The following is a 23950-nucleotide window of genomic DNA, read 5'->3' as shown; positions in this document are numbered from 1 at the left end:
TGCTCCCGCCTACGCCTCGCACCCCGAGGTGAGCCTGCCCGGGAGCAACTTCGAGATCGACACCGACGCGAACCTCCGAGTAGACGACCCGGCGCCGCCTTCACTCGACTGGGCCAATGTCAGCGAGATCCGCAAGGCCGACGCGCCGAGCGGCTCCGGCGACGATTCGTTCGGCCAAGGCTCGAAGGAGGACACCGCGGTCCCGTCGGTCGTCGACGGCAGCATTCCGCCCAACAAGAGCGACCTGCTCAACTTCGGCACGTACTTCGAATCGACGCCGGCCGGCGACTTCCTGCACATGTTCTGGCACCGCGTCCAGGAGCCCTCGGGCACGACGAACATGGACTTCGAGTTCAACCAGTCCGATGTGCTGTCGGCCAACGGGGTCACGCCCGTTCGGACAGCGGGAGACCTGCTGATCCAGTACGATCTGGCGCAGGGCGGCACCAACCCGCAACTGTTCCTCTCGCTCTGGGTCGCGTCGGGTCCGGGAAGCCAATGCCAGGCGTCGAACAGCACGCCCTGCTGGGGAACCAGAGTCAGCCTGAGCGCGGCCGGTGACGCGACGGGTTCGATCAACACGAGCGCCATTCCGGCCGCCCAATCCGATGGACTGGGCAACGTGTCGGCACGCACGTTCGGTGAGGCGAGCGTCGACTTCTCGGCGATCGTCGGCGACGACGAGTGCATCTCGTTCGGCAGCGCCTACCTGAAGAGCCGTTCTTCGGACTCCTTCACGGCGGCGCTGAAGGACTTCATCGCACCCGCACCGACCGACCTGAACAACTGCGCGAAGGTGATCATCCGCAAGGTGACCGATCCGGCCGAAGACCCCGCGGTCACGATGTTCGACTACACCACCGCCTTCGAGACCGAGACCGAGGTCAACCCGACCTTCAGCCTCGGCGACGGCGGCGTCCAGGAGTACGACAACGTGTTCCTCGGCACCGGCCTTACGGTCAGCGAGGACCCACCCCCCACGGGCTGGGACTTCGACAACGTCAACTGCTCGGCGAGCACCGGGGTGACCCCCTCGATCGTCGGTCCCTTGGTGACGTTCGACCTCGATGACAACACGGACGTGCTCGACTGCACGTACACGAACATCGCGCGCGGCGAGATCATCGTCGAGAAGATCACCGATGACGGCTTCGGCGCGTTCGAGTTCACCTCGGGCACGCTGACGCCCAGCCCGTTCACGCTCACCACGACGGCGGCAGGGAATGCCGGCAAGGACTCGGAGACCTTCTCCGATCTGGTGCCCGGCACCTACGACGTCGACGAGACGGTTCCCGCGAACTGGAACCTCGTGAGCGCGACGTGCGACGACGGTTCGGATCCGTCGGCGATCGGCCTCTCCGCTGGAGAGACCGTGACCTGCACCTTCCACGACGCCCGCGAGCGCGGCGCGATCCTCATCTCGAAGATCGCGAAGCACGCTGCGGCGCCGGGCGGCGAGATGCCGCATGCCGGCGTGACCTTCACGGTCACCGGTGGCGAGCTGCCGGCCGCCGGCGTGACCGCCGTGACGGACGCGAACGGCGAGGCCTGCGTGGCAGGGCTCGTGGTGAGCGACCTGGTCGGCACCTACACGGTCACCGAGACGGTGCCCAGCGGATACCACGTGGTCTCGGCCAACCCCCAGACCGCGTTCGTGAGCGAGAGCGAGGCCGACTGCGATCCGATCACACCGGGCGCCAGCGTCGCGTTCGAGAACATGCCGCTGACGAACCTCACGGTGTCGGTCGACTCGCAGATCCCCGGCGGAACCTCGTCGACGATCGACTGCGTGCCGGGTCTGCCCGACCCGGACTTCACCACGCCGGCGAGCGGCGACGGCTCACTGTCGCTGAACAACCTCGAGCCGCAGACGGTGGTGTGCACCGTCGTCATCGACCCGTGAGGTGGAGGTGAGTCACGACTGAACTGATTCCAGTTGACACGTCAGGGCCCCGCCGGCAGCGTCGGCGGGGCCCTGGTCGACTCCTCAGGCCCGTTCGGTAACCCCCGATTTGGGGATATGAGCTTTGCTCAGCAACACTTACCGGCCAGCCGCCCCGGGTGTAACGTGCGGAGTGGCGTGAGATACCCCCTACGGCGCGATGCACGCCCGGTGACGACCTACCCACGTCGCTGGACGCGCCGTCGACGGGAACCCGATCCCGCCCCGTCGCCCCGCAGAGGACCGTCCGGCCCGCCCGGACCGGACGTAACTGCGAGCCGGGAGACGAATATGTCCCGCACAACCCGAATCCGAACGCCCGAAGAACGACTGGCGTTCCGCAAGCGATGTCTACGCCTGGCCGCAGCCGGCGGCTTCGCGGCACTCGTCGGTGCCACCCTCGTCGCAGGCCCCGCCATGGCGTCCCACCCCGAGGTGAGCCTGCCCGGCAGCGACTTCGAGATCGACACCGACGCGAACCTGAAGGTCGACGACCCGGCGCCGTCGATCGACTGGGCGAACGTCAGCGAGATCCGCAAGGCCGACGCGCCGAGCGGCTCCGGTGACGACTCGTTCGGCCAGGGCTCGAAGGAGGACACCGCCGTCCCGTCGGTCGTCGACGGGAGCATCCCGCCGAACAAGAGCGACCTGCTGAACTTCGGCCTGTACCTCGAGGAGGCGGCGGCCGGTGACTTCCTGCACCTGTTCTGGCATCGCGTCCAGGAGCCGAGCGGCACGACCAACATGGACTTCGAGTTCAACAAGTCCGAGACGCTGTCGGCCAACGGCATCACACCCGTGCGCACCGCCGGCGACCTGCTGATCCAGTACGACCTGGCGCAGGGCGGCACCAACCCGCAGCTGTTCCTCTCGACGTGGGTCGCCTCGGGTCCGGGTAACCAGTGCCAGGCGTCGAACTCCACGCCGTGTTGGGGGGTTCGGGTCAACCTCACCGCCGCAGGTGATGCGACCGGCTCGATCAACACGACGCCCATCCCGGCGGCCGAGTCCGACGGACTGGGGCCCGTCTCCGCGCGGACCTTCGGCGAAGCCACCGTGGACTTCGACGTGCTCGGTGGAGAAGGCTGCGTGGCGTTCGGCAGCGCGTACCTGAAGAGCCGGTCCTCCGACTCGTTCACCGCAGCGCTGAAGGACTTCATCGCCCCGACCGCGACCGGCCTCAACAACTGCGGCGCCCTCGCGATCGAGAAGACGAAGAAGCACGCGGCCGACGGCCCCGGTGACCACCCGCACGCCGGTGTCGTGTTCTCGGTGACTGGTGGGGACCTCCCCGCCGGCACGACCGTCACGACCGACGCGAACGGCGAGGCCTGCATCCCCGATATCACCGCCGGCAGCTACACCGTGACCGAGACGGTGCCCACGGGCTACGCGGTGACCTCCGCCAACCCGCAGACCGGAACCGTGGTCGAGGACACCGACTGCGACACCGCCACGCCCGTCGTGTTCACCAACATGCCGTTGACGGACATCACGGTGAGCGTGAACTCGCAGATCGACGGCGGCACCGCGTCGACGATCGACTGCGACGCCGCGGCCGACCCGCCGTTCGATGCCACCACCGGTGCGAATGGCGACGGATCGTTCACGAAGAGCAACCTGCAGCCGGGCACCTACGTGTGCACGGTCGTGATCGACCCGTGAGGTAGCAACGAGGTGACGGATGCGACCCCCCGAACGTCCGCCACCAAGGGAGGAGCCCCGCAGGCCATGGCCATGCGGGGCTCCGTTCCGTTCGGCTGCGGGCGGCGTGGGGCCGCGGCATCCGCTCGTTGTTGCGCGCTCGCGACTACAGCGCCGCGTAGACCTCGCGCAGCAGCTGCGCCGTCTCGGACGGCGTCTTGCCGACCTTGACGCCGGCGGCCTCGAGGGCCTCCTTCTTCGCCTGGGCGGTGCCGGCCGAGCCCGACACGATGGCGCCGGCGTGGCCCATGGTCTTGCCCTCGGGCGCCGTGAAGCCGGCGACGTAGCCGACGACGGGCTTCGTCACGTTGGCCTTGATGAAGTCGGCCGCGCGCTCCTCGGCGTCGCCGCCGATCTCGCCGATCATCACGATCGCCTTGGTCTCGGGGTCGGCCTCGAACGCGGCGAGCGCGTCGATGTGCGTGGTGCCGATGATCGGGTCGCCGCCGATGCCGATGGCGGTCGAGAAGCCGAGGTCGCGGAGCTCGTACATCATCTGGTACGTGAGCGTGCCCGACTTCGAGACGAGGCCGATGGGGCCCTTGCCGGTGATGTTCGCCGGGGTGATGCCGACGAGCGACTCTCCCGGGCTGATGATGCCGGGGCAGTTCGGGCCGATGATGCGGGTCTTGTCGCCCTGCTCCTTGGCGTAGGCCCAGAACTCGGCCGAGTCCTGCACGGGCACGCCCTCGGTGATGATGACGAGGAGCGGGATCTCGGCGTCGATGGCCTCGATCACGGCGTCCTTCGTGAAGGCCGGCGGCACGAAGGCGATCGAGACATCCGCGCCCGTCGCCTCGATGGCCTCGGTCACCGACGCGAACACGGGCAGCTCGACGTCGTTGCCGTCCTTGTCCTTGTGCAGCACCGTGGTGCCCGCCTTGCGGGCGTTCACGCCGCCGACCACCTGGGTGCCCGCCGCGAGCATGCGCGCGGTGTGCTTCGAGCCCTCGCCGCCGGTGATGCCCTGGACGATGACCTTGTTGTCCGAGTTGAGGAAGATCGTCATGTGTCTCGAGTCCCTTACTGCGCGTTCGCCAGCTCGGCGGCCTTGTCGGCGCCCTGGTCCATGTTGTCGGCGAGGGTGACGAGCGGGTGCGCCGCCTCCTCGAGGATGCGACGGCCTTCGGCCACGTTGTTGCCGTCGAGGCGCACGACGAGCGGCTTGTTCGCGCTCGAGCCGAGCTCGGCGAGTGCGCCGACGATGCCCTTCGCGACCTGGTCGCACGCCGTGATGCCGCCGAAGACGTTCACGAACACGGCCTTGACCTGCGGGTCGCCGAGGATGATCGAGAGGCCGTTGGCCATGACCTCGGCCGAGGCGCCGCCGCCGATGTCGAGGAAGTTGGCGGGCTTCACGCCGCCGTGGTTCTCGCCGGCGTAGGCGACCACGTCGAGCGTCGACATGACGAGGCCTGCGCCGTTGCCGATGATGCCGACCTCGCCGTCGAGCTTGACGTAGTTGAGGTCGAGCGCCTTGGCCTGCGCCTCGAGCGGGTCGGCCGCGGCCTTGTCCTCGAGCAGCGCGTGGCCCGCGTGGCGGAACTCGGCGTTCTCGTCGAGCGTGACCTTGCCGTCGAGGGCGATGATGTTCCCATCCTCGTCGAGGATGAGCGGGTTGACCTCGACGAGCGTCGCGTCCTCGCTGTCGTACACGTCGTAGAGCTTGACGAACACGTCGGCGACCTTGTCGACCAGCTCGGCCGGGAAGTTCGCGGCCTCGGCGATCTCGCGCGCCTTGGTGGGGGTGATTCCCGTGCCGGGGTCGACCTCGACGCGCGCGAGCGCCTCGGGCTTCTCGACGGCGAGCTGCTCGATCTCCATGCCGCCCTCGACGCTCGTGAGCGAGAGGTACGAGCGGTTGGCGCGGTCGAGGAGCACCGAGAAGTAGAACTCCTGCGCGATCTTCGCGCCCGCGGCGACCATGACGCGCTTGACGACGTGGCCCTTGATGTCGAGCCCGAGGATCGCCTTCGCGGCCTCCTCCGCCTCGTCGGGGGTCTTGGCGACCTTGACGCCGCCGGCCTTGCCACGGCCGCCCGTCTTCACCTGGGCCTTGACCACGACGACGCCGCCGAGCTGCTCGGCGGCCTTGCGCACGTCTTCGGGGGTGTCGGCGACGATGCCGGCGAGCACCGGCACCCCGTACTTCTCGAAGAGGTCTCTGGCCTGGTACTCGTAAAGATCCACGCTCTGCTTCCAATCGGTCCGCGCGTGATCGCGCAGGGATGGTGGGATGAGAGGCCCGGCCAAGATTGTCTCGACGTCGAGAATTCTCTCGATATCGAGATAGCGGGCCGACGACCATCGTACTCCCCCGTCGTGGGGCGTCCGAACCGGGATGTCCGGGGTCCCGGACATGCGGCGGCGGCATCCGATGACCATGACAGCGAGCGGATGTCGCGGCGAGCGCGCGTGAGGACAGGCTCGCCATGCTGGCGGGGCCGCGACGCCGCTGGGAGACTTGCGGAATGGTCGACCCCGTGGAACCGATCCATCGCACCGATCCGCACGACGGATCGGTGCACGCGAAGCTCAACTGGCTGCGCGCCGGCGTGCTCGGCGCGAACGACGGCATCGTCTCGGTCGCGGCCCTCGTGGTCGGCGTCGCGGCCGCCACGACCGACGTCGCCGCGATCCTCATCGCGGGCGTGGCCGCCGTGCTGGCCGGCGCGATCTCGATGGGGCTCGGCGAGTACGTCTCGGTCTCGAGCCAGCGCGACACCGAGCGCGCGCTCATCGCCAAGGAGCGCTGGGAGCTCGAGACGATGCCGTCGCAGGAGCTCGACGAGCTCGCGAGCCTCTACCGCGCGAAGGGCCTCTCGGCCGAGACCGCCGAGCGCGTCGCCGTCGAGCTGACGGCGCACGATGCGCTCGCGGCCCACCTCGAGACGGAGCTGCACATCTCGCAGGACGACGTGGTGAACCCCTGGCACGCGGCTTGGGCCTCCGCGCTGTCGTTCCTCATCGGCGCGGTGCTGCCCATGCTCGCGATCCTGCTGCCCCCGCCCGAGTGGCGCGTCGCCACGACGTTCGTCGCGGTGCTCGTCGCGCTCGCGATCACGGGCTGGCTCTCGGCATGGATCGGCGGCAGCCCGCGCGGGCGGGCCGTGCTGCGCGTGGTCATCGGCGGGGCGCTCGCCCTGGTGGTCACGTGGGTGATCGGGGCGCTCCTCGGGACCGCCGTGTAGCCATGGCCGAGGCGCGCGTCGGCATCTCGGGCTGGGTGTATCCGAACTGGCGCCGGAGCTTCTACCCGCGGGGACTCCGCCAGGCCGACGAGCTCGCCTACGCCGCCGAGCGGATGACGTCGATCGAGGTCAACGGCTCGTTCTACTCGCTGCAGAAGCCGGCGAACTGGGTGCGCTGGCGCGACGCGACGCCCGAGGGGTTCGTCTTCGCCGTGAAGGGACCGCGCTTCATCACGCACCTCAAGCGGCTCGGCGACGTCGAGGCGCCGCTCGCGAACTTCTTCGCCTCGGGCGTACTCGCGCTCGGGTCGAAGCTCGGTCCGGTGCTCTGGCAGCTGCCGCCGAACCTCGGGCTCGACCCCGCGGTCGCCGACCGGTTCCTCGGGCTGCTGCCCCGCACGACGACGGATGCCGCGGCCCTCGCGGCCGGGCACGACGAGCGGATGTCGGGGCGCTCGTGGTTCGACGCGACGGCGATCGCGGAGCGCCCGCTGCGTCACGCGATCGAGGTGCGGCATCCCGAGTTCGAGGACCGGCAGGACGAGTGGACCGACCTGCTCGCCCGGCACGGCGTGGCCTCCGTCACGGCGGACACCGCGGGCCGCTACCCGCGCATCGACCGTACGACCGCGGACTTCGCCTACGCGCGCCTGCACGGCGAGGAGGAGCTGTACGCGTCGGGCTACGACGACGCGTCGCTCGACCGCTGGGCGGCGTGGACGCGCACCCACCTCGACGCGGGCCGCGACGCGTTCCTCTACTTCGACAACGACGTCAAGGTGCGGGCGCCGTTCGACGCGATGGCGCTCATCGCTCGGTTACCGCGACCGGCGGGGCTGCCGCCGGAGCCCTCCGGCTGATGGCGGACGTCCGTGGGAATCCCGCTGCCGTGGCGGAATCCCGTTGCGACGGGATTCCGCTGTACGAGCCGGATTCCGCTGCACGAGCCGGATTCCGCTGCACCGGCCGCGGCGCGTCAGAGCTTCTCGATGGGCGCGATCTTGATCAGGAGCTTCTTCTGCCCCGCGGTGTCGAACGCCACGTGCGCGATGCGCTTCGTGCCCTCTCCGGTGACCTGGGTCACGCGACCCTCGCCGAAGTCGACGTGCCGGATGCGGTCGCCGGCCTCGAGCGTGAGGTCGCCGTTGTCCCGCACGGTGCCCGTGACCCGGTTCGCCCACTCGGCCTTCGGCGCGGCGCTCTTCAGCACGCTGAACTTCTCGAGGTCGCGGTCGCGCGTGCCCCACGCGCCGCCTGGGCGGCGGGCGTTGAGCGCACGGGGCTGCGTGCCGCCGCGCGACGTCGCCATGCCGGGCGACTGCCGCCAGTCGATGAGCCCCTCGGGGATCTCCTGCAGGTAGCGCGACGGCATCGCCACGGCGACCTCGCCGAACTGGGCGCGGCTCATCGCGAGCGAGAGGAAGAGGCGTTTGCGGGCGCGAGTGATGCCGACGTAGAACAGGCGGCGCTCCTCGGCGGGGCCGCCTGGCTCCGACGCCGACATCTGGTGCGGCAGCAGGCCCTCCTCGAGCCCGGTGAGGAACACCGCGTGGTACTCGAGGCCCTTGGCGGTGTGGAGCGTCATGAGCGACACGGTGCCCGAGGCGTCGTCGATCTCGTCGGCCGCCGCCACGAGCGACACCTGCGTGAGGAAGTCGACGAGCGTCGCGCCCGGGTTCTCCCGGTCGAAGTCGCGGGTCTGCGCCACGAGCTCCTCGACGTTCTCGGCGCGCGTCTCGTCTTGCGGGTCGCGGCTGTTGCGCAGCGCGTCGATGAGGCCCGAGCTCTCGAGCAGGAACACGAGCACGTCGGAGACCGGCGAGGCGCCCTCGTTGGTGCCCTCGGCGACGCCGCGCGACGACGGCACGAGCTTCGCGGCCGCCTCGTCGAGCACGCGAGCGAGCCCGAGGATGGCGCCCGTGACCTTCGGGCCGAGGCCGAGCGCATCGGCGTTGCGCATCGCCTCGCGGAACGAGATGCCGTTCTGCTCGGCGAAGCTCGCGAGCGCCGTCTCGGTGGCGGGGCCGATGCCCCGCTTCGGGGTGTTCAGGATGCGGCGGAGCGCGAGCTCGTCGAGCGGGTTCGCCACCGAGATGAGGTACGCCATCGCGTCCTTGATCTCGGCGCGTTCGTAGAACTTCGTGCCGCCGACGACGCGGTACGGCAGGGCCGACCGCACGAAGATCTCCTCCAGCGCCCGCGTCTGCGCGTTGGTGCGGTAGAACACGGCGATATCGCGGTACGCGATGCCGGCGCGGTGCAGCGACTCGATCTCGTCGGCGACGAACTGGGCCTCGTCGTGCGCCGTGTAACCGGTGTAGCCGGTGATCAGTTCGCCGTCGCCGACGGCCGTCCACAGCTTCTTGTCTTTCCTATCGAAGTTGTTGGAGATGACGGCGTTGGCGGCCGAGAGGATGTTCTGCGTCGACCGGTAGTTCTGCTCGAGCAGCACGACCTTCGCTCCGGGGAAGTCGCGCTCGAACTCGACGATGTTGCGGATGTCGGCGCCGCGGAAGGCGTAGATGGACTGGTCGGAGTCGCCGACGACCGTGAGGCTGGCGCCGGGGATGCCGCCCGAGGCATCCGTCAGCGCGGCCACGTTCACGCCGTGGCCCTCCATCTCGTGCACGCGATCGGCCGGGATCGACTGGGTGAGCTCGCGGATGAGCGCGTACTGGGCGTGATTCGTGTCCTGGTACTCGTCGACGAGGATGTGCCGGAAGCGGCGCTGGTAGAGCGACGCGACCTTCGGGAACGCCCGGAACAGGTAGACGGTCTCGGCGATGAGGTCGTCGAAGTCGAGGGCGCTCGCTTCGCGCAGCCGACGCGTGTACTGCCGGAAGATCTCGACGAACATGACCTCGTTCGGGTCGTTCGTGTTCGCGTTGCGCGCGTACGTCTCGACGTCGGCGAGCTCGTTCTTCAGCCGCGAGATCTTCGCCTGCGCGCTCGCGGGCGTGAAGCCCATGGTGTCGGCGTCGAGCTCCTTGATGATGCGCTTCAGCACCGTGCGGGTGTCGGCGGAGTCGTAGATCGTGAACGTCGACGAGAGCCCGAGCGACTCGGCCTCGCGACGCAGGATGCGCACGCACGCCGAGTGGAACGTCGAGATCCACATACCGCCGGCGGCCTCGCCGAGCAGCGCCTCGACGCGCTCGCGCATCTCGGCGGCGGCCTTGTTCGTGAACGTGATGGCGAGGATCTGGCTCGGCCACGCCTCGCGGCTCTGGATGAGGCTCGCGATGCGGTGCGTGAGCACGCGCGTCTTGCCCGATCCGGCGCCCGCGACGATGAGCAGCGCCGGCCCGCGGTACTCCACGGCCTCGCGCTGCTCGGGGTTGAGCCCGTCGGTGAGGCGGTCGCCGCCGGCGGAGGGCGAGGTGCCGACCGGAGCGGCGGCGGACGGTGCGGCGGACGCGGGCGGCGCCTCGCGCCAGCCGGCCGGGTCGTCGGGGTCGAGGATCAGCGTCATGTCCCGTCAAGTCTAGGCGCGGCATCCGACAGCCGGCCCTGCGGCGGGCGCGCTTCGCGCTGCGCTCTCACGCCACGCCGGATGCCGCGCGCCGCCGTGATGCCGCGCTCTTCCGCTCCCCGCCTACTCGGCTCGCGAGTCACGAGTTCTTGTCGCATCCAGGTCGCAGGAGCGACCACAACCCGTGAGTCGATCACCACCCGCGCCTCCATGTGGAGAGCCGCCGTCCGCCGACGCCGGCAGATGCCACAGTCGACGGATGCCGCGTGCACGCCCGCTCCCCGACCTGCTGCGCATGGCGCCCTTCCGCGTCTCCGAGGCAGAACAGCTCGGCATCACACCTCGCCGACTGCGGGCATCCGACCTGCACGCGCCCTTCCGCGGCGTGCGGTCGAGCACGCCGTCCGAGGACCTCGTCGCACGCTGCCGCGCACTCGAGGCCGTGATGGCTCCCGGCCAGTACTTCAGCCATACGACCGCCGCCCTGCTGTGGGGGTTACCGCTCCCGCGCGTTGCGCGCGCGGACCAGCGCCTGCACGTGAGCACGACGGGCCGGGAACCGACCCGACGCGGCGTCGTCGGCCATCGGATCACCGCAATCCGCGACGTCCGCTTCCACCTCGGACTCCCGCTGGCGGCGCCGGCCGACGCGTGGTGCGAACTCGCGAGCGTCGCGATTCCGACCAGTTCCGAACGCGGGCCGACGAATCGCCGGCTCACCGTCGACGAACTCATCCTCGCGGGCGACCGACTCCTCGGCTGGCCGTCGCCGCTCGCGACGGCGGGTGAGGTCGACGCGGCGCTCGTCCGCTTCGGGTCGACCCGCGGCATCCGATCGCTGCGTGCCGCTCGTCGCGAGATGCGCCCCCGATCCGCTTCGCCGCGCGAGACCGGGCTGCGACTGCTCGTGCTCCGCGCACCCGCCGGGTATCCCGAGCCCGAGCTCAACGGTCCCATCCGCCTGTCGACCGGTGCAGTGACGCACGGCGACCTGGTCTTCCGGCGGTACCGCGTGGTCCTCGAGTACGACGGCGCCCACCATCGCACCGACACCCGGCAGTCGACGCGGGACGTCGACCGGTTGAACGACCTCGCACGCGACGGCTGGCTCGTCGTTCGCGTCCACAAGGGCACGACGGATCCCGCGGCGCTCGACTGGCTCGATTCGGCGCTCAGGTCGCGTGGCTGGCGACCCTGATGCTGCATCGACTCACGAGTTCTCGCCGCATCCGCGTCCTGGCAGCGACCGGAACTCGTGATTCGACGACCGCGCGGGCCCGCGGGCGCGCGATGCGGCGCAAACGACCTTCACGCCACGCCGGATGCCGCGCGCCGCGCCTCGACGCCGAGGTCGGGGTGGTCGACGAAGATGCCGTCGACGCCCGTGCCGATCACCTCGCGGAACTCCCCCATCCAGTCGCCGAACGCCGACCGCGCGGCGCCGCGGCGGAAGCCCGTGGCGAGGAACCGGTTCTCGGGCCGCAGCGTCCACGTGTAGACGACGAGTCCCGCCGAGTGTGCGGCGTCGACGAGGTCGGAGCCGGTGAGCGACGCCGGCTTGCGCCATGGGCCGACGAGCCGCGCCTTGCCGACGCTCACGCCGTCGACTCGCCCGGCGAGGCCGAGCAGCCCGGCCTCGGTCATGTACTGGTCGTAGCTCGGCGCGCCGCGACCCTCCGCGAGCACCAGGTCGACGGGCGATCCGGTCGCCTCGACGAGGAAGACCCGCGGTCCACGGATGCCGCGCGCCCCGAGCCGGTCGAGCACGTCGAGCTCGAACGCCTCCATGATCAGCCGGTCGTCGCCGCGGCCCCACCCCGCGTCGTCGAGCTCTCCGGCGAACAACTCGTCGAGCGGCAGGCCGAGCGCCGCGAAGTGGGACGCGTGCTTGAACTCCGCGACCATGCGGATGAGGCGGCGCTGCTCGTCGGCGGCCGTGTCGATGAGCCCGAACAGGTCGCGCAACCGGATCACGGGGTAGCGGTCGTCGAAGCTCGCGCTCGCCTGGCGCAGGGCGCCGAGCCGCTCGCGGGCACGCAGCGTCGAGAGCTCCGCCCACGTGAAGTCCTCGGTGAACCAGCCCGTGAGCGGCTTGCCGTCGACCTCGCGCGTGGTGCGCTTCGCGGCGAACTCGGGCCGCGTCGCGACATCCGTCGTGCCCGAGATCTCGTTCTCGTGCCGCAGCACGAGCACGCCGTCGCGGGTGGACACGATGTCGGGCTCCACGGCATCGGCGCCGAGCGCGAACGCGAGCTCGTAGGCCGACCCCGTGTGCTCGGGGCGGTACCCCGACGCGCCCCGGTGCCCGATCACGAGGGGTCGCGCGCCGGAGTCGTGCAGCATGGGCCCCAGCGTAGCGGCGGAGACCCGCGCAACCGGGGGAATCCGCGCAGAACTCTGGGCGTTATCACTGCTAGCACCGGTAGATTGGTGCACGGCACGGATGCCGCATCCGGTCGCCGCCCCCAGCATCGACGACAGCCGAAAGCAGAGGAACCTCATGGCTCTCGACAATCCCGCGTTCTCGCGGAATTCCGCATTCTCGCAGCAGGGAGCCCAGTCCGTCGCACAAGACGTGTCGGCGCAGCAGCTCCAGGCGATGTACGACCAGCCCGCGACGCTGCCCGACCGCGAGGTCATGACGGTCGAGAACACCGTCGCGAAGACGGCCGGTGCGTTCGGCGTGCTCGTCGTCTTCGCCGCCGCCGGCTGGATGATCACCCCGGCCGCGCCGTGGGTGTTCTGGGTCGCCTCGCTCGTCGGCTTCGTGCTGGCGCTCGTCAACATCTTCAAGAAGGAGCCCTCGCCGGCGCTCATCCTCGCCTACGCCGCGGCGCAGGGCGTCTTCCTGGGCGGCATCTCGCTCATGTTCGAGACCCAGTGGTCGGGCATCGTCGCGCAGGCGGTCATCGGCACGCTGGCCGTCGTGGGCGTCACGCTCGCGCTGTTCGCGACCGGCAAGATCCGCGCCTCGAAGCGCGCCACGAAGGTCTTCCTCATCGCGATGGTCGGCTACCTCGTGTTCTCGCTCGTCAACGTGATCCTCATGTGGACCGGCGTCAACAACGACCCGTGGGGCCTCCGCGGGGTCGAGATCGCCGGCATCCCGCTCGGCCTGATCATCGGCGTGCTCGTGATCCTGCTCGGCGCCTACTCGCTCGTGCTCGACTTCGACATGATCCAGCAGGGCGTGCGCAACCGCGCCCCCAAGAAGTACGGCTGGACCGGCGCCTTCGGCATCATGGTCACCGTCATCTGGCTCTACCTCGAGATCCTCCGCTTCCTCGCCATCGCGCGGGACTAGCGAAAGCCTCGACACTCGGACGGCCGCCCCTCGGGGCGGCCGTTCCGCATTTCCCGGCGGATGCCACGACGCATCGGCCAAGGGTTCGACACGGATGCCGCGGCATCCGTGAGCTCACCGCCCGAGCGACTCCACCGACGCCCGGATGGCGTCGGCCGACGCCCGCAGCTGCCCCACCTCGTCGGCCGAGAACGGCACGCCCTCGAGCGGGAACGCGCCGTCGCCGCCCACGACGCACGGCACCGACAGCGCGACGCCCTCGATCCCGTACGGTCCGTCGAGCACGGTGCTCACGGGCAGCACCGCGTGCTCGTCGTCGAGGATCGCCTCGACGATGCGCGCACCCGCGAGCCCGATCGCCGAGTTCGTGGCCCCCTTGCCGCGGATGACCCGGTAGGCGGCGTTGCGCACCTCGTCGGCGATCTCGTCGAGCTCGCCGAGGGTGAACGGATCGCCGCCCCTCCAGTCCATGATCGGCACCGGCCCGATGCGGGCGTTCGACCACAGCGGGAACTCGGTGTCGCCGTGCTCGCCCACGATGTCGGCGTGCACGCTCGACGTCGACACACCCGCCCGCGCGGCGAGCAGCCAGCGCAGGCGCGACGTGTCGAGCACCGTGCCCGAGCCGAACACGCGGTTCGGCGGCAGGCCGGTGATGCGCTGCGCCACGACCGTGAGCACGTCGACCGGGTTCGTCACGAGCAGGAAGATCGCGTCGGGCGCCCGCTCCTGCAGCGCGGGCAGCAGGTCCTCGAGGATGCGCACGTTGGTGTCGGCCAGCTCGAGCCGCGATTGCCCCGGATGCTGCTTCGCCCCCGCCGTGACCACGACGAGGTGCGAGCCCTCCACCACCGACAGGTCGGTGCCTCCGGTCACGCGCGCCTCGGTGAACTGCGTGCCGTGCGCGAGGTCGAGCACCTCGGCCTCGACCTTCTCGGCGGCGATGTCGTACAGCGCGACCTCGCTCGCCGACCCGCGGATGAGCGTGGCGTACGCGAGGCTGGCGCCCACGCTGCCCGCACCGACGACCGTGAGCTTCGAATTCTCGACGACTCCCATGCGCCCATCCTGCCAGCGCTGCCGGGTCGCCCGTCAGGCGGGAGTGGCGGACCTCCCGCCCGCTACTCCCACTCGATGGCTCCGCTCCGCTGCGCCATCGAGTGCCACGCAGCGCTGATCGCGAGTGGGAGCGGCGGACCTCCGGCCCGCTACTCCCACTCGATGGTGCCCGGCGGCTTCGACGTGACGTCGAGCACCACGCGGTTCACCTCGCGCACCTCGTTGGTGATGCGGTTCGAGATGCGCGCGAGCACATCGTAGGGCAGGCGCGTCCAGTCGGCGGTCATCGCGTCCTCCGACGAGACGGGACGCAGCACGATCGGGTGCCCGTAGGTGCGGCCGTCGCCCTGCACGCCCACCGAGCGCACGTCGGCGAGGAGCACGACCGGGCACTGCCAGATCTCCTGGTCGAGGCCCGCGGCCGTGAGCTCCTCGCGTGCGATCGCGTCGGCCTGGCGCAGCACCTCGAGGCGATCGCGGGTGACCTCGCCGACGATGCGGATGCCGAGGCCCGGGCCCGGGAACGGCTGGCGTCCCACGATCGCCTCGGGCAGCCCGAGCTCGCGGCCGATGGCGCGCACCTCGTCCTTGAAGAGCGTGCGCAGCGGCTCGACGAGCTCGAACTGCAGGTCCTCGGGCAGGCCGCCCACGTTGTGGTGGCTCTTGATGTTCGCGGTGCCCGTGCCGCCGCCCGACTCGACGACGTCGGGGTAGAGCGTGCCCTGCACGAGGAAGCGGATCGGCTCCCCGTCGGCCGCCGCCTCGGCGATGAGGTCGCGCTCGGCCTGCTCGAAGGCCCGGATGAACTCGCGGCCGATGATCTTGCGCTTCTCCTCGGGGTCGGTCACCCCGGAGAGCGCGTCGAGGAACGTGTCGACCGCGTCGATCGTCACGAGCCGGACGCCGGTCGCCTCGACGTAGTCCTGCTGCACCTGCTCGCGCTCGCCCTGCCGCAGCAGGCCGTGGTCGACGAACACCGCGGTGAGCTGGTCGCCGACGGCACGCTGCACGAGCGCGGTCGAGACGGCCGAGTCGACCCCGCCCGAGAGCGCCGAGATCACGCGCGACGACCCGACCTGCGCGCGGATGCGTTCGACCTGCTCGGCGATGACGTTGTCGGGGTTCCAGTCGGCTGGGATGCCGGCCGCCCGGTGCAGGAAGTTCTCGAGCACGCGCTGGCCGAACTCGGAGTGCTTCACCTCGGGGTGCCACTGCACGCCGTAGAGCGACCGCTCGTCGTTCGCGAAGGCCGCGACGGGCGTCGTCGCCGTGGAGGCGAGCACCTCGAAGCCCTCGGGCGCGCGCGACACCGAGTCGCCGTGGCTCATCCACACGATCTGCGCCTCGGGCTGGCCCGAGAGCAGCGCGTTGTCGTCGTCGGTGCGCGCGGTGACGGCCGTCGAGCCGTACTCGCGGTGGCCGGTGTGGGCGACCTCGCCGCCGAGCTGCTGCGCCATGACCTGGAAGCCGTAGCAGATGCCGAGCGTCGGCACGCCGAGCTGCAGGATGCCCTCGTCGAGCGCCGGCGCGCCCTCCTCGTAGACCGACGACGGCCCGCCCGAGAGCACGATCCCGACCGGGTTCTTCGCGCGCACCTCCTCGGCAGTGATGGTGTGCGGCACGATCTCCGAGTACACGGATGCCTCGCGCACGCGCCGCGCGATCAGCTGGGCGTACTGCGCCCCGAAGTCGACGACGAGGACGGGACGCTGCTCGGTGGGCTGCTCGGGGGACGCGTCGGTCACTGCTGGGCCTCCATGGAGTCGGCGGGGTCGGTCGCGGCATCCGTGGCGGCACCCGGTGCGACGGATGCCTCGGACTCGCGTCGTGCGAGGTACGCGCGCACCTCGCGGCCGATGCGGGCCTCGAGGATGAACGAGAGGAACGGGATCACGCCGCCGAGCGCGATGACGATGAACCGCATGAACGGCCAGCGCATGAGGCTCCACAGGCGGAAGTCGCTGAACAGGTACACGACGTAGAACCAGCCGTGCACGATGAGGATGCCGGTCGAGAGGTTGACCGCCGTCACGGTGTCGGTCGGCACGAATGCGAGGAAGCCGTTGGGGCCGCCGAGCTCGAGCTCGAGCCCGAACGCGTACTTCATGAGCATCTCGGCGCACAGCGCCAGGAGCAGCACACCGGTGATGATCGCGGCGACCTGGTAGAAGCGGAGCGCCCCGCGAATGCGCGGCAGATCGGCGAGTTTCGGCTCGAGGGGCATGCGAACAGTCTACGTGGCGCGCGACGGCGCCAGACCCCGCAGCAGGCGGCGCAGCACCTCGACGGCCTCGTCGATGCCGGCGGCCGGGTCGGCGGATGCCGCGTTCGCGAGGGCGACCTCGTTGAGCCCGCCCGAGATCATCGCGCCGACCGTCGCGAGCGCGCGATCCTCGATCACCCCGGCCTCGACGAGCTCGGCCATGCCCGCGTCGAGCTGGCGCACGCTCGTGTCGAGGTCGCCCGCCCGCCAGGCGTCCCAGCCGAGCACGGCCGGGCCGTCGACGAGCAGGATGCGCCGCACCTCGGGCGCCAGGCTCGCCTCGAGGAACGCGCGGCAGCCCGCGAGGAAGTCCTCGAGCGCGTCGTCGTGACCGGATGCCGCGAGCTCGACGGCGTCGGCGACGCCGGCCTGCGCGTGCTCGACAACCGCCCGGAACAGTCCCTGCTTGCTGCCGAAGTGGTGGTAGAGCGCGCCGCGGGTGAGCCCCGCCTCGGCGACGAGGTCCTCGAGCGCGACGCCGGCGTAGCCGCGCTCGGCGAACCGCACGGTCGCGATCCGCACGAACTCGGCGCGCGTACGTTCGCGCTGCTCGGCTTTCGTCGCCATCGCACCTCCCCTTGACATACACACTGTATGTCAACGAGGATGAGGATACATACAGACTGTACGTATCTTGTTCGGGAGGATCGATCATGCTCCGCAGTTGCTACCCCGTCCTCGGGTCCGCCGATGTCGCCGCGAGCGCGGCGTTCTACATCGAGCACTTCGGCTTCGAGCCGGCGTTCGAGGCCGACTGGTACGTGAGCCTGCGGCATCCCGATTCGGGTGATGAGCTCGCGCTGCTCGACCCGTCGCACCCGTCGGTGCCCGACGGCTACGGCGAGGTCGCGCGCGGGGTGCTCGTGAACCTCGAGCTCGACGACGTCGACGCCGTCGCGACCCGGCTCGAGGGTGCGGGCGTGCCGATCGTGCAGGCGCTCCGCAGTGAGCCGTTCGGGCAGCGGCACGTGATCGTGCGCGACCCCGGCGGCGTGCTCGTCGACGTCATCACCGAGATCCCGCCCGCACCCGAGTTCGCCGCGGCGTTCGTCGAGTAGCGCCGCCGGAGGCGACGCGATGCACCGCTCGTCGAGTAGCGCCGCCGGAGGCGACGCGATGCACCGGTCGTCGAGTAGCGCCGCCGGAGGCGACGCGATGCACCGCTCGTCGAGTAGCGCCGCCGGAGGCGACGCGTATCGAGACGCAAGCCCGCCCGCGCGCTACGACGCGTCGACGAGCTCCCGCGGCACTACGAACACGTCGACGAGCGCACCGTTGCGCCACACGGTCATCTCGACCTGGCGGTCGATCGCGTCCTCCACCATGAGCCGCTGGATCGACGTCGACGTCACGACGTCGTTGCCGTCGAGCGACACGACGATGTCGCCGCGATGGATGTCGGCGAGGTCTGCCGGACTGTCGGGCGCGACGCCCGCGACCTGCAGCCCGGTCGGCGAGCCGATGCGCGCCGCGAGCTCGGGGGCCAGCTGCACCTTGGTGCCGATGATGCCGAGCCACGCCCGGCGCACCCGTCCGGCACGCGTGAGCGTGGCGATGATGTCGCGCGTCGCCCGGTTGATCGGCACGGCGAGTCCGAGCCCGACGCCTGCGACCGCGGTGTTCACCCCGACCATACGGCCCGCGCCGTCGGCGAGCACGCCGCCCGAGTTGCCGGGGTTCAGCGCGGCATCCGTCTGGATGACCTCGTCGATGACGCGCCCTGAGGCGGTCGGCAGCGACCGGCCGAGGTTCGAGACGATGCCGGCCGTGACGCTGCCGGCGAGGCCCATGGGGTTGCCGAGTGCGACGACGAGCTGGCCGACCCGGAGGCCGGCGGCGTCGCCGAGTTCGACGGGCGCCGGCACGTTCGCCCGCGCGCGGAGCACCGCGAGGTCCGAGAGCACGTCGCGTCCGATCACGTCGACCGTGACCGATGTGCCGTCGGCGAACGTCGCCTCGACCGACCGCGCCCCCGACACGACGTGCGCGCTCGTGAGCAGCACGCCGTCGGTGGAGATCACGCTCGCACTGCCCGCGCCCTCGCCGCGCGAGGTGCGCACCGCGAGGCTCGCGACGCTCGGCAGCACGGATGCCGCGACCCGCGTCACCACGGCCGAGTACGCGTCGAGGGGGTCTGCTTCGTCCACACGTCGATCATCCGCCCGCGGCGGGCGCGCGCGGGCGGAGTTCGCCCCGGGCGGAACGCGAAGGGCGCATGCCGCGCCCCGAAGTGGGACTCGTCGGGATCCTCGGGTCGCCCCTAGGCTCGGGACGACCCGAGGATGGGAGCGCCATGCGCTCGAACATCGCTCGACGATCGAGCGCACTCCTGCTCGGCCCCGCCCTGGTGCTGTGTGGCCTCGCCTTGGGCGCACCCGCGGCGAGCGCAGCCGTCGCGGAAGACCGCCTCCCTGCCGAGGAGTGCAAGGTGGAATCCATCAACTTCGGATTCCAGCAGGCCTTCCCGGGCCACCCGAGCGCCGCGGCTTCCGTCGGGACCCTGCGTGCCCAGGCACTCTTCGTCGACTTCCCCGACCGACTGGCCGACGACCCTGACGGCGAGATGATGGCGGCACTGCTGCGGATTGCCGATACCGAGGCCGGCGAGCTCGAGGAGCAGTCCGACGACCGCCTGGATCTGAGCATTCAGGCGCATGAATCTTGGCTGACGCTACCGAGTCCGACGACCGCCTACCCGGCAGGACCGGGCGATGTCTGGACGGGTGAGACGATGACGAAGATCACGACCGAGGCGATCGGCGTCGCCGATCCGGTTGTCGACTTCACCGGGATCGACGTCGTGTGGGTCTTCTACCACTCGGATCCGACGCTCGCGCGACGCGCCGCGGCGGACAACGACGAGGCATGGTTGGCAGACGGACACGAGATCACGCGGCGTGTGGTCCTTCCGACTTCCCTGTTGACCGGCACGGTGCTGCACGAGACGGGCCACACGCTCGGGCTTCCCGATCTCTACGATGTCGACGGTTCGATCCTCCCCGGCCCTCAGGAAGACGTTTCACGGTTCATCGGGCAATGGGACCCCATGAGCTACGCCGACGGCCGGTCGCAGTTCATCGCGTGGACACTCTGGCGACTCGGCTGGATCGACGACGATCGTGTGTTCTGCGTCGATCCGTCGCGCTCGACCCGTGTCGCACTCCAAGCCGTCGAACAGCGCGGCCAGACCGCCCTTGCAGTCATCAGGACGGAACGGTTCAATGGATTGGCCATCGAATCCCGCCGCCCCGAGCCGAGCCCAGACAACGCCGACGAGCCCCAGCAATCCGGGGTGCTCATCTACCGCGTCATCGGGGACACGACGAGCGGATCGATCGTCGCGCAGGCGGCCGACGGGCGGGATCGCCCCTCCGACTCGTCTGCGATGAACGCCATCACGCTGCTGCCCGGCGAGCGCTACACCGATCCCGAAGCAGGGTTCACGGTCACGGTCGAGGCGTCGACGGAGACCGGCGACACCGTCATCGTCGCGCCGCTCGAGACGCCCGGTCCCACGCCGTCCCCGTCGCCAGCACCAGCTGCGCCGGCCGGCGGGACCGACTCGGGGCAGGCGACCGCGCTCGCCGCTTCGGGCGTCGAGCCTGTTGCGGTCGCCATCGGCAGCGTGCTGATGATCACCACCGGCGCCGCCTTGGTACTCATCCGTCGGCGAGGCTCGAACGCGCCGTGACCGCCGCCCGGCAGCGCTCCATCGCGGCCTCGCAGACCGTCAACCCCCCGGCCGGTCGGGGCCGGGCGCGGCGACCTCCGGGTGCGCATCGGCCTCGGCCTCGGCGTCGGCGTCGGCGTCAGCGTCAGCGTCAGCCTCCTCCGCCGCGTCCCGCTCGCGCTCGACCGCGTCGCGCACGAGCCGGTACCAGAGGAAGATCGCGAACCCGGCGAACACCACCCACTCGACCGCGTAGAACACGTTGAGCCAGTTGAGCTCCACGGACTCCTCGGGCGGGGGCGACGAGATCGCCTCGAGCCCGGCGGCCGGCTCGGTCACCGTGACGTAGCCGAAGTACACGGGCCGATCGTCGTAGTCCGCCCAGACGTTGATGAGCTGCGCCACCGCGACGGTCTGCATCGAGTTCGGGTCGGCCTCGTCGTCGGGAGTCATGGGCGCCTCGCTCGGCAGGAAGCGTCCGACCACGGTGGCCTCGCCGCCGGCCTGCGCGTCGAAGCGGTCGGCGGCCTGCTGCGCAGCCTCCAGGTCGGGCGCCCAACCGAGGGCAATGGGCAGGCCGCCCGGCGCGGCATCCGTCACCTCGAGGTGCGCCACCGGCCAGTAGCCGGCGACCCCGTCGTTGAGCCGACCCTCGACGATGACCGTGTCGCCGGGCACGAACGTGCCCGTCACCTCCACGCGCTGGCCCGTGGCCGCCTGCTCGGTGGGCCCGTCGGGCTGGGCGACGTCGGCGAGCGGGCGCACCTCTTCGGTGGGCCGCTCCTGCACCACGGCCTGCTCGACTGCGCGCTCGAGCTGCCACTGGCCGAGCAGCGCGAAGCCCGCGGCGATGCCGAGGGCGAGGAGGAGCGCGAGCACCCACCGGGGGCGCAGCATCATCTGGAGCATCAGGCCTCGGCACCTCGCGCGGGGCCGTCGTTCATCACCCGGAACACCTCGGCGATGCGGTCGGTGGGGCCGACCGCCACGACCGTGTCGCCGGGCTGCACGATGAAGTCCGCGGCGGGCGACGGGTGGGCGTGGTCGTCGCGCACGACCGCGACGATCGCGACGCCGGATGCCGCGGGCACCTCGCCGAGGGGACGACCGACGATCGCGTCGCCCTCGTCGACCGTCATCCAGTCGATCGGCACGCCGGGGAGCTCGTCGAGCTCGGCGATGGACTCGACGATCCGCGTGCCGCCGAGCAGCTCGGCGAGCGTGTGCGCCTCCTCCTCGTCGAGCCGCACGGTCACGGCATCGTCGTCGTCGCGAGCGCCGGGGGGACGGCTCACCAGGTCGCTGGACCCCGTGCGGTGGGCGACCACGGCGACCTCGCCGCCGTCGGCCGCCGCGAAGGAGTGCAGCACGCCGACACCGGGAAGGGTGACCCGGCGGACATCAACCATGGCGCGCACTCCTCGGACTCGATCAGGCCCGCGCCCCAGTCTATCCGCGCCGGGTCATTCGACCTTCACGATGTCGGGCGCCTCGAGCCGCACGCGGTCGGCGGACTCGTCGTCGGGCTGCTGCTGCGACGCGCGCTCGGCGGCGACGCGCTGCAGGTAGCGCTCGGTCTCGAGCGCCTCGCGCTCCTCGTCCCATCCGAGCACCTTGCCCATGAGCCTCGCCGCCACCGGGGCCGCCGAGACGCCGCGGTCCCATGCCTCGATCGAGATGCGGGTGCGGCGGGCGAGCACGTCGTCGAGATGCAGCGCGCCCTCGTGCGAGGCCGCGTAGACGACCTCGGCAGCGAGGTAGTCGTCGGCGCCGGGCAGCGGCTCCCCCAGCTCGGGCTCGGCACGGATGAGGTCGAGCAGCTCATCGGTCATGGTGCCGTAGCGGTTGAGGAGATGCTCGATGCGCACCTTGTGCACGCCGAACGCGTGGGCGATCTTGCCCCGCTTGTTCCAGGCAGCCTGGTAGCCCTCGGCGCCGAGCAACGGGATGTCCTGCGTCGTCGACGGCGGGATCCGGCCGTCCATCGCGTCGGCGGCGGCGTCGATCGCGTCCTTCGCCATGACCCGGTACGTCGTCCACTTGCCGCCCGCGACCACGACGAGCCCGGGCACGGTGTGCGCGACGATGTGCTCGCGCGACAGCTTCGACGTCTGGTCGCTCTCGCCGGCGAGCAGCGGACGCAGCCCGGCGAACACGCCCTCGACGTCTTCGCGCGTGAGGGGCACGGCCATCACCGCGTTCACGTGCTCGAGCAGGTAGTCGATGTCGGCCGCCGTGGCCGCAGGGTGCGCCTTGTCGAGGTTCCAGTCGGTGTCGGTCGTGCCGATGAGCCAGTGCCGGCCCCACGGGATGACGAACAGCACGCTCTTCTCGGTGCGGAAGATCATGCCCATGGCGGACTGGATGCGATCGCGCGGCACCACGAGGTGGATGCCCTTCGACGCGCGGACCTTGAAGGTGCCGCGCTCGCCGACCATGCGCTGCGTGTCGTCGGTCCACACGCCGGTGGCGTTCACCACCTGCCGCGCGCGCACCTCGAAGTGCTCGCCCGTCTGCAGGTCGTGCGCCTTCACGCCGACGACCCGCTCGCCGACCTTGATGAAGCCCTCGACGTTGACCCGGCTCGCGACGTGCGCGCCGTAGAACGACGCCGTGCGGGCGAGGCTCGCCACGTAGCGCGCGTCGTCGACCTGGGCGTCGTAGTACGTGATGCCGCCCACGAGCGCATCGTTCGACAGCGACGGGATGGCCTTCATGACCTGGCGCTTGGACAGGTGGCGGTGGTGCGGCACCCCGGGTGGGCGACCGCCGGTATAGCTGAAGATGTCGTAGAGCATCATGCCGGCGCCCACGTAGAAGCGCTCGAAGATGCGCTTCTGTACGGGGTAGAGGAAGCGCACGGGCTTCACGAGGTGTGGCGCGATGCGCTGCAGCAGCAGGCCTCGTTCGATGAGCGCCTCGCGCACGAGCCGGAAGTCGAGCTGCTCGAGATAGCGGATGCCGCCGTGCACGAGCTTCGACGATCGGCTCGACGTGCCCGACGCCCAGTCGCGGGCCTCGAGGAGCCCCGTCGAGAGGCCTCGGGTGACCGCGTCGAGCGCGGCGCCGGTGCCGACGATGCCGCCGCCCACCACGAGGATGTCGAGTTCCTTCTCCTTGAGCCGGGCGAGCGCGGCCTCGCGCTCCTCGGGTCCGAGTTTCGTCGAACGCGTCACCGACTTGAGACGTGCCATCGTCGTACCCCATCCCCGCGGTTTCACGGCGAGACCGCGTGATCCGGGATCCACGCTACCCGAGCGCCCGGACGGATGGAACGGACGCGCGGACGTCTCCCAGCACCGCCGACCCGGGCCCGCCTGTGGAGGACGGGTGGCAGCGACTGGG

General features: G+C 70.7%; 20 protein-coding genes. 8 read left to right on the top strand and 12 right to left on the bottom strand.

All coding sequences use genetic code 11. From position 1 onward, the window contains the following. The first annotated feature begins 28 nt into the window (after positions 1–28). Together ACWEOH_RS12950 and ACWEOH_RS12945 are read left to right on the top strand one after the other, a co-directional pair. Positions 29–1903 carry an MSCRAMM family protein gene (locus tag ACWEOH_RS12950; RefSeq protein WP_452031483.1) on the top strand — a complete coding sequence of 625 codons (1875 nt, stop codon included), beginning with the start codon at positions 29–31 and terminating at the stop codon, positions 1901–1903. Positions 1904–2233: 330 nt separating this feature from the next. After that, a complete protein-coding gene (locus tag ACWEOH_RS12945) occupies positions 2234–3607 on the top strand; it encodes an MSCRAMM family protein (RefSeq protein WP_452031481.1) in 1374 nt (457 codons plus the stop codon). Between the two features lie 145 nt (positions 3608–3752). Here the strand turns inward: ACWEOH_RS12945 and sucD are convergent, their stop codons facing one another. Both sucD and sucC read right to left on the bottom strand, forming a co-directional pair. Beyond that, positions 3753–4655, bottom strand: coding sequence for a succinate--CoA ligase subunit alpha (sucD, locus tag ACWEOH_RS12940; RefSeq protein WP_452031480.1), 903 nt, complete (start codon positions 4653–4655; stop codon positions 3753–3755). A gap of 14 nt (positions 4656–4669) precedes the next feature. Then, positions 4670–5836, bottom strand: coding sequence for an ADP-forming succinate--CoA ligase subunit beta (gene sucC, locus ACWEOH_RS12935; RefSeq protein ID WP_452031478.1), 1167 nt, complete (start codon positions 5834–5836; stop codon positions 4670–4672). Positions 5837–6117: 281 nt separating this feature from the next. Here sucC and ACWEOH_RS12930 point away from each other — a divergent pair, with 281 nt between their 5' ends. After that, on the top strand, positions 6118–6837 hold the full coding sequence (locus ACWEOH_RS12930; protein ID WP_452031476.1) for a VIT1/CCC1 transporter family protein: 720 nt from the start codon (positions 6118–6120) through the stop codon (positions 6835–6837). Between the two features lie 2 nt (positions 6838–6839). Further along, entirely contained in the window at positions 6840–7697 is an 858-nt protein-coding gene (locus ACWEOH_RS12925) for a DUF72 domain-containing protein (RefSeq protein ID WP_452031474.1), read from the top strand. 116 nt (positions 7698–7813) lie between these two features. Here ACWEOH_RS12925 and ACWEOH_RS12920 read toward each other — a convergent pair whose 3' ends face one another. After that, positions 7814–10309 (bottom strand): ATP-dependent helicase, encoded by a 2496-nt coding sequence (locus tag ACWEOH_RS12920; RefSeq protein ID WP_452031472.1) that lies wholly within the window; start codon positions 10307–10309, stop codon positions 7814–7816. Positions 10310–10568: 259 nt separating this feature from the next. On the opposite strand from ACWEOH_RS12920, the gene ACWEOH_RS12915 reads away from it, so the two are divergent. After that, positions 10569–11507 carry a hypothetical protein gene (locus ACWEOH_RS12915; protein ID WP_452031470.1) on the top strand — a complete coding sequence of 313 codons (939 nt, stop codon included), beginning with the start codon at positions 10569–10571 and terminating at the stop codon, positions 11505–11507. Positions 11508–11617: 110 nt separating this feature from the next. Here the strand turns inward: ACWEOH_RS12915 and ACWEOH_RS12910 are convergent, their stop codons facing one another. Continuing rightward, positions 11618–12652 carry a glycerophosphodiester phosphodiesterase family protein gene (locus ACWEOH_RS12910; RefSeq protein ID WP_452031468.1) on the bottom strand — a complete coding sequence of 345 codons (1035 nt, stop codon included), beginning with the start codon at positions 12650–12652 and terminating at the stop codon, positions 11618–11620. Positions 12653–12809: 157 nt separating this feature from the next. Here ACWEOH_RS12910 and ACWEOH_RS12905 point away from each other — a divergent pair, with 157 nt between their 5' ends. Further along, a complete protein-coding gene (locus ACWEOH_RS12905) occupies positions 12810–13613 on the top strand; it encodes a Bax inhibitor-1/YccA family protein (RefSeq protein ID WP_452031466.1) in 804 nt (267 codons plus the stop codon). 114 nt (positions 13614–13727) lie between these two features. Here the strand turns inward: ACWEOH_RS12905 and ACWEOH_RS12900 are convergent, their stop codons facing one another. The 4 genes from ACWEOH_RS12900 to ACWEOH_RS12885 form a co-directional block, all read right to left on the bottom strand. Continuing rightward, entirely contained in the window at positions 13728–14672 is a 945-nt protein-coding gene (locus tag ACWEOH_RS12900; protein ID WP_452031464.1) for an L-lactate dehydrogenase, read from the bottom strand. 149 nt (positions 14673–14821) lie between these two features. Continuing rightward, entirely contained in the window at positions 14822–16417 is a 1596-nt protein-coding gene (gene guaA, locus ACWEOH_RS12895; protein ID WP_452031462.1) for a glutamine-hydrolyzing GMP synthase, read from the bottom strand. Further along, a complete protein-coding gene (locus tag ACWEOH_RS12890; protein ID WP_452031460.1) occupies positions 16414–16896 on the bottom strand; it encodes a DUF3817 domain-containing protein in 483 nt (160 codons plus the stop codon). Before ACWEOH_RS12890 ends, guaA begins: the two co-directional genes overlap by 4 nt. 9 nt (positions 16897–16905) lie before the next feature. Then, entirely contained in the window at positions 16906–17502 is a 597-nt protein-coding gene (locus tag ACWEOH_RS12885) for a TetR/AcrR family transcriptional regulator (protein WP_452031458.1), read from the bottom strand. An 86-nt stretch (positions 17503–17588) separates the two neighbouring features. Here ACWEOH_RS12885 and ACWEOH_RS12880 point away from each other — a divergent pair, with 86 nt between their 5' ends. Further along, positions 17589–17993, top strand: coding sequence for a VOC family protein (locus ACWEOH_RS12880; RefSeq protein WP_452031456.1), 405 nt, complete (start codon positions 17589–17591; stop codon positions 17991–17993). Positions 17994–18155: 162 nt separating this feature from the next. Here the strand turns inward: ACWEOH_RS12880 and ACWEOH_RS12875 are convergent, their stop codons facing one another. Then, complete coding sequence (locus ACWEOH_RS12875; RefSeq protein ID WP_452031454.1) at positions 18156–19082, bottom strand: S1C family serine protease; 927 nt, start codon at positions 19080–19082, stop codon at positions 18156–18158. 146 nt (positions 19083–19228) lie between these two features. On the opposite strand from ACWEOH_RS12875, the gene ACWEOH_RS12870 reads away from it, so the two are divergent. After that, entirely contained in the window at positions 19229–20626 is a 1398-nt protein-coding gene (locus tag ACWEOH_RS12870; protein ID WP_452031452.1) for a hypothetical protein, read from the top strand. Between the two features lie 39 nt (positions 20627–20665). Here ACWEOH_RS12870 and ACWEOH_RS12865 read toward each other — a convergent pair whose 3' ends face one another. Genes ACWEOH_RS12865 through ACWEOH_RS12855 form a run of 3 tightly spaced genes read right to left on the bottom strand, consistent with a single transcriptional unit; the run spans position 20666 to position 23799 of the window. Continuing rightward, complete coding sequence (locus ACWEOH_RS12865; protein ID WP_452031450.1) at positions 20666–21502, bottom strand: SURF1 family protein; 837 nt, start codon at positions 21500–21502, stop codon at positions 20666–20668. 11 nt (positions 21503–21513) lie between these two features. Continuing rightward, positions 21514–22014, bottom strand: coding sequence for a cation:proton antiporter regulatory subunit (locus ACWEOH_RS12860; RefSeq protein ID WP_452031448.1), 501 nt, complete (start codon positions 22012–22014; stop codon positions 21514–21516). 54 nt (positions 22015–22068) lie between these two features. Continuing rightward, the gene (locus tag ACWEOH_RS12855) at positions 22069–23799 is read right to left on the bottom strand and encodes a glycerol-3-phosphate dehydrogenase/oxidase (RefSeq protein WP_452031446.1); all 1731 of its coding nucleotides are present in this window, start codon (positions 23797–23799) and stop codon (positions 22069–22071) included. Between the last annotated feature and the right edge of the window lie 151 nt (positions 23800–23950).

The sequence above is a fragment of the Agromyces sp. NPDC004153 genome, from assembly GCF_053603635.1.
The sequence above is the reverse complement of the archived record's forward strand: the minus strand, read 5'-3'. Positions and strand labels throughout refer to the sequence as shown.

Bases quoted from the DNA above. Each gene is read 5' to 3' on its own strand.
- ACWEOH_RS12865 (WP_452031450.1), bottom strand. From the start codon at position 21,502: ATGCTGCGCCCCCGGTGGGTGCTCGCGCTCCTCCTCGCCCTCGGCATC.
- ACWEOH_RS12870 (WP_452031452.1), top strand. From the start codon at position 19,229: ATGCGCTCGAACATCGCTCGACGATCGAGCGCACTCCTGCTCGGCCCC.
- ACWEOH_RS12890 (WP_452031460.1), bottom strand. From the start codon at position 16,896: ATGCCCCTCGAGCCGAAACTCGCCGATCTGCCGCGCATTCGCGGGGCG.
- ACWEOH_RS12900 (WP_452031464.1), bottom strand. From the start codon at position 14,672: ATGGGAGTCGTCGAGAATTCGAAGCTCACGGTCGTCGGTGCGGGCAGC.
- ACWEOH_RS12915 (WP_452031470.1), top strand. From the start codon at position 10,569: ATGCCGCGTGCACGCCCGCTCCCCGACCTGCTGCGCATGGCGCCCTTC.
- ACWEOH_RS12925 (WP_452031474.1), top strand. From the start codon at position 6,840: ATGGCCGAGGCGCGCGTCGGCATCTCGGGCTGGGTGTATCCGAACTGG.
- ACWEOH_RS12905 (WP_452031466.1), top strand. From the start codon at position 12,810: ATGGCTCTCGACAATCCCGCGTTCTCGCGGAATTCCGCATTCTCGCAG.
- ACWEOH_RS12860 (WP_452031448.1), bottom strand. From the start codon at position 22,014: ATGGTTGATGTCCGCCGGGTCACCCTTCCCGGTGTCGGCGTGCTGCAC.
- ACWEOH_RS12930 (WP_452031476.1), top strand. From the start codon at position 6,118: ATGGTCGACCCCGTGGAACCGATCCATCGCACCGATCCGCACGACGGA.
- ACWEOH_RS12885 (WP_452031458.1), bottom strand. From the start codon at position 17,502: ATGGCGACGAAAGCCGAGCAGCGCGAACGTACGCGCGCCGAGTTCGTG.
- ACWEOH_RS12880 (WP_452031456.1), top strand. From the start codon at position 17,589: ATGCTCCGCAGTTGCTACCCCGTCCTCGGGTCCGCCGATGTCGCCGCG.
- ACWEOH_RS12920 (WP_452031472.1), bottom strand. From the start codon at position 10,309: ATGACGCTGATCCTCGACCCCGACGACCCGGCCGGCTGGCGCGAGGCG.
- sucD (WP_452031480.1), bottom strand. From the start codon at position 4,655: ATGACGATCTTCCTCAACTCGGACAACAAGGTCATCGTCCAGGGCATC.
- ACWEOH_RS12910 (WP_452031468.1), bottom strand. From the start codon at position 12,652: ATGCTGCACGACTCCGGCGCGCGACCCCTCGTGATCGGGCACCGGGGC.
- ACWEOH_RS12855 (WP_452031446.1), bottom strand. From the start codon at position 23,799: ATGGCACGTCTCAAGTCGGTGACGCGTTCGACGAAACTCGGACCCGAG.
- ACWEOH_RS12945 (WP_452031481.1), top strand. From the start codon at position 2,234: ATGTCCCGCACAACCCGAATCCGAACGCCCGAAGAACGACTGGCGTTC.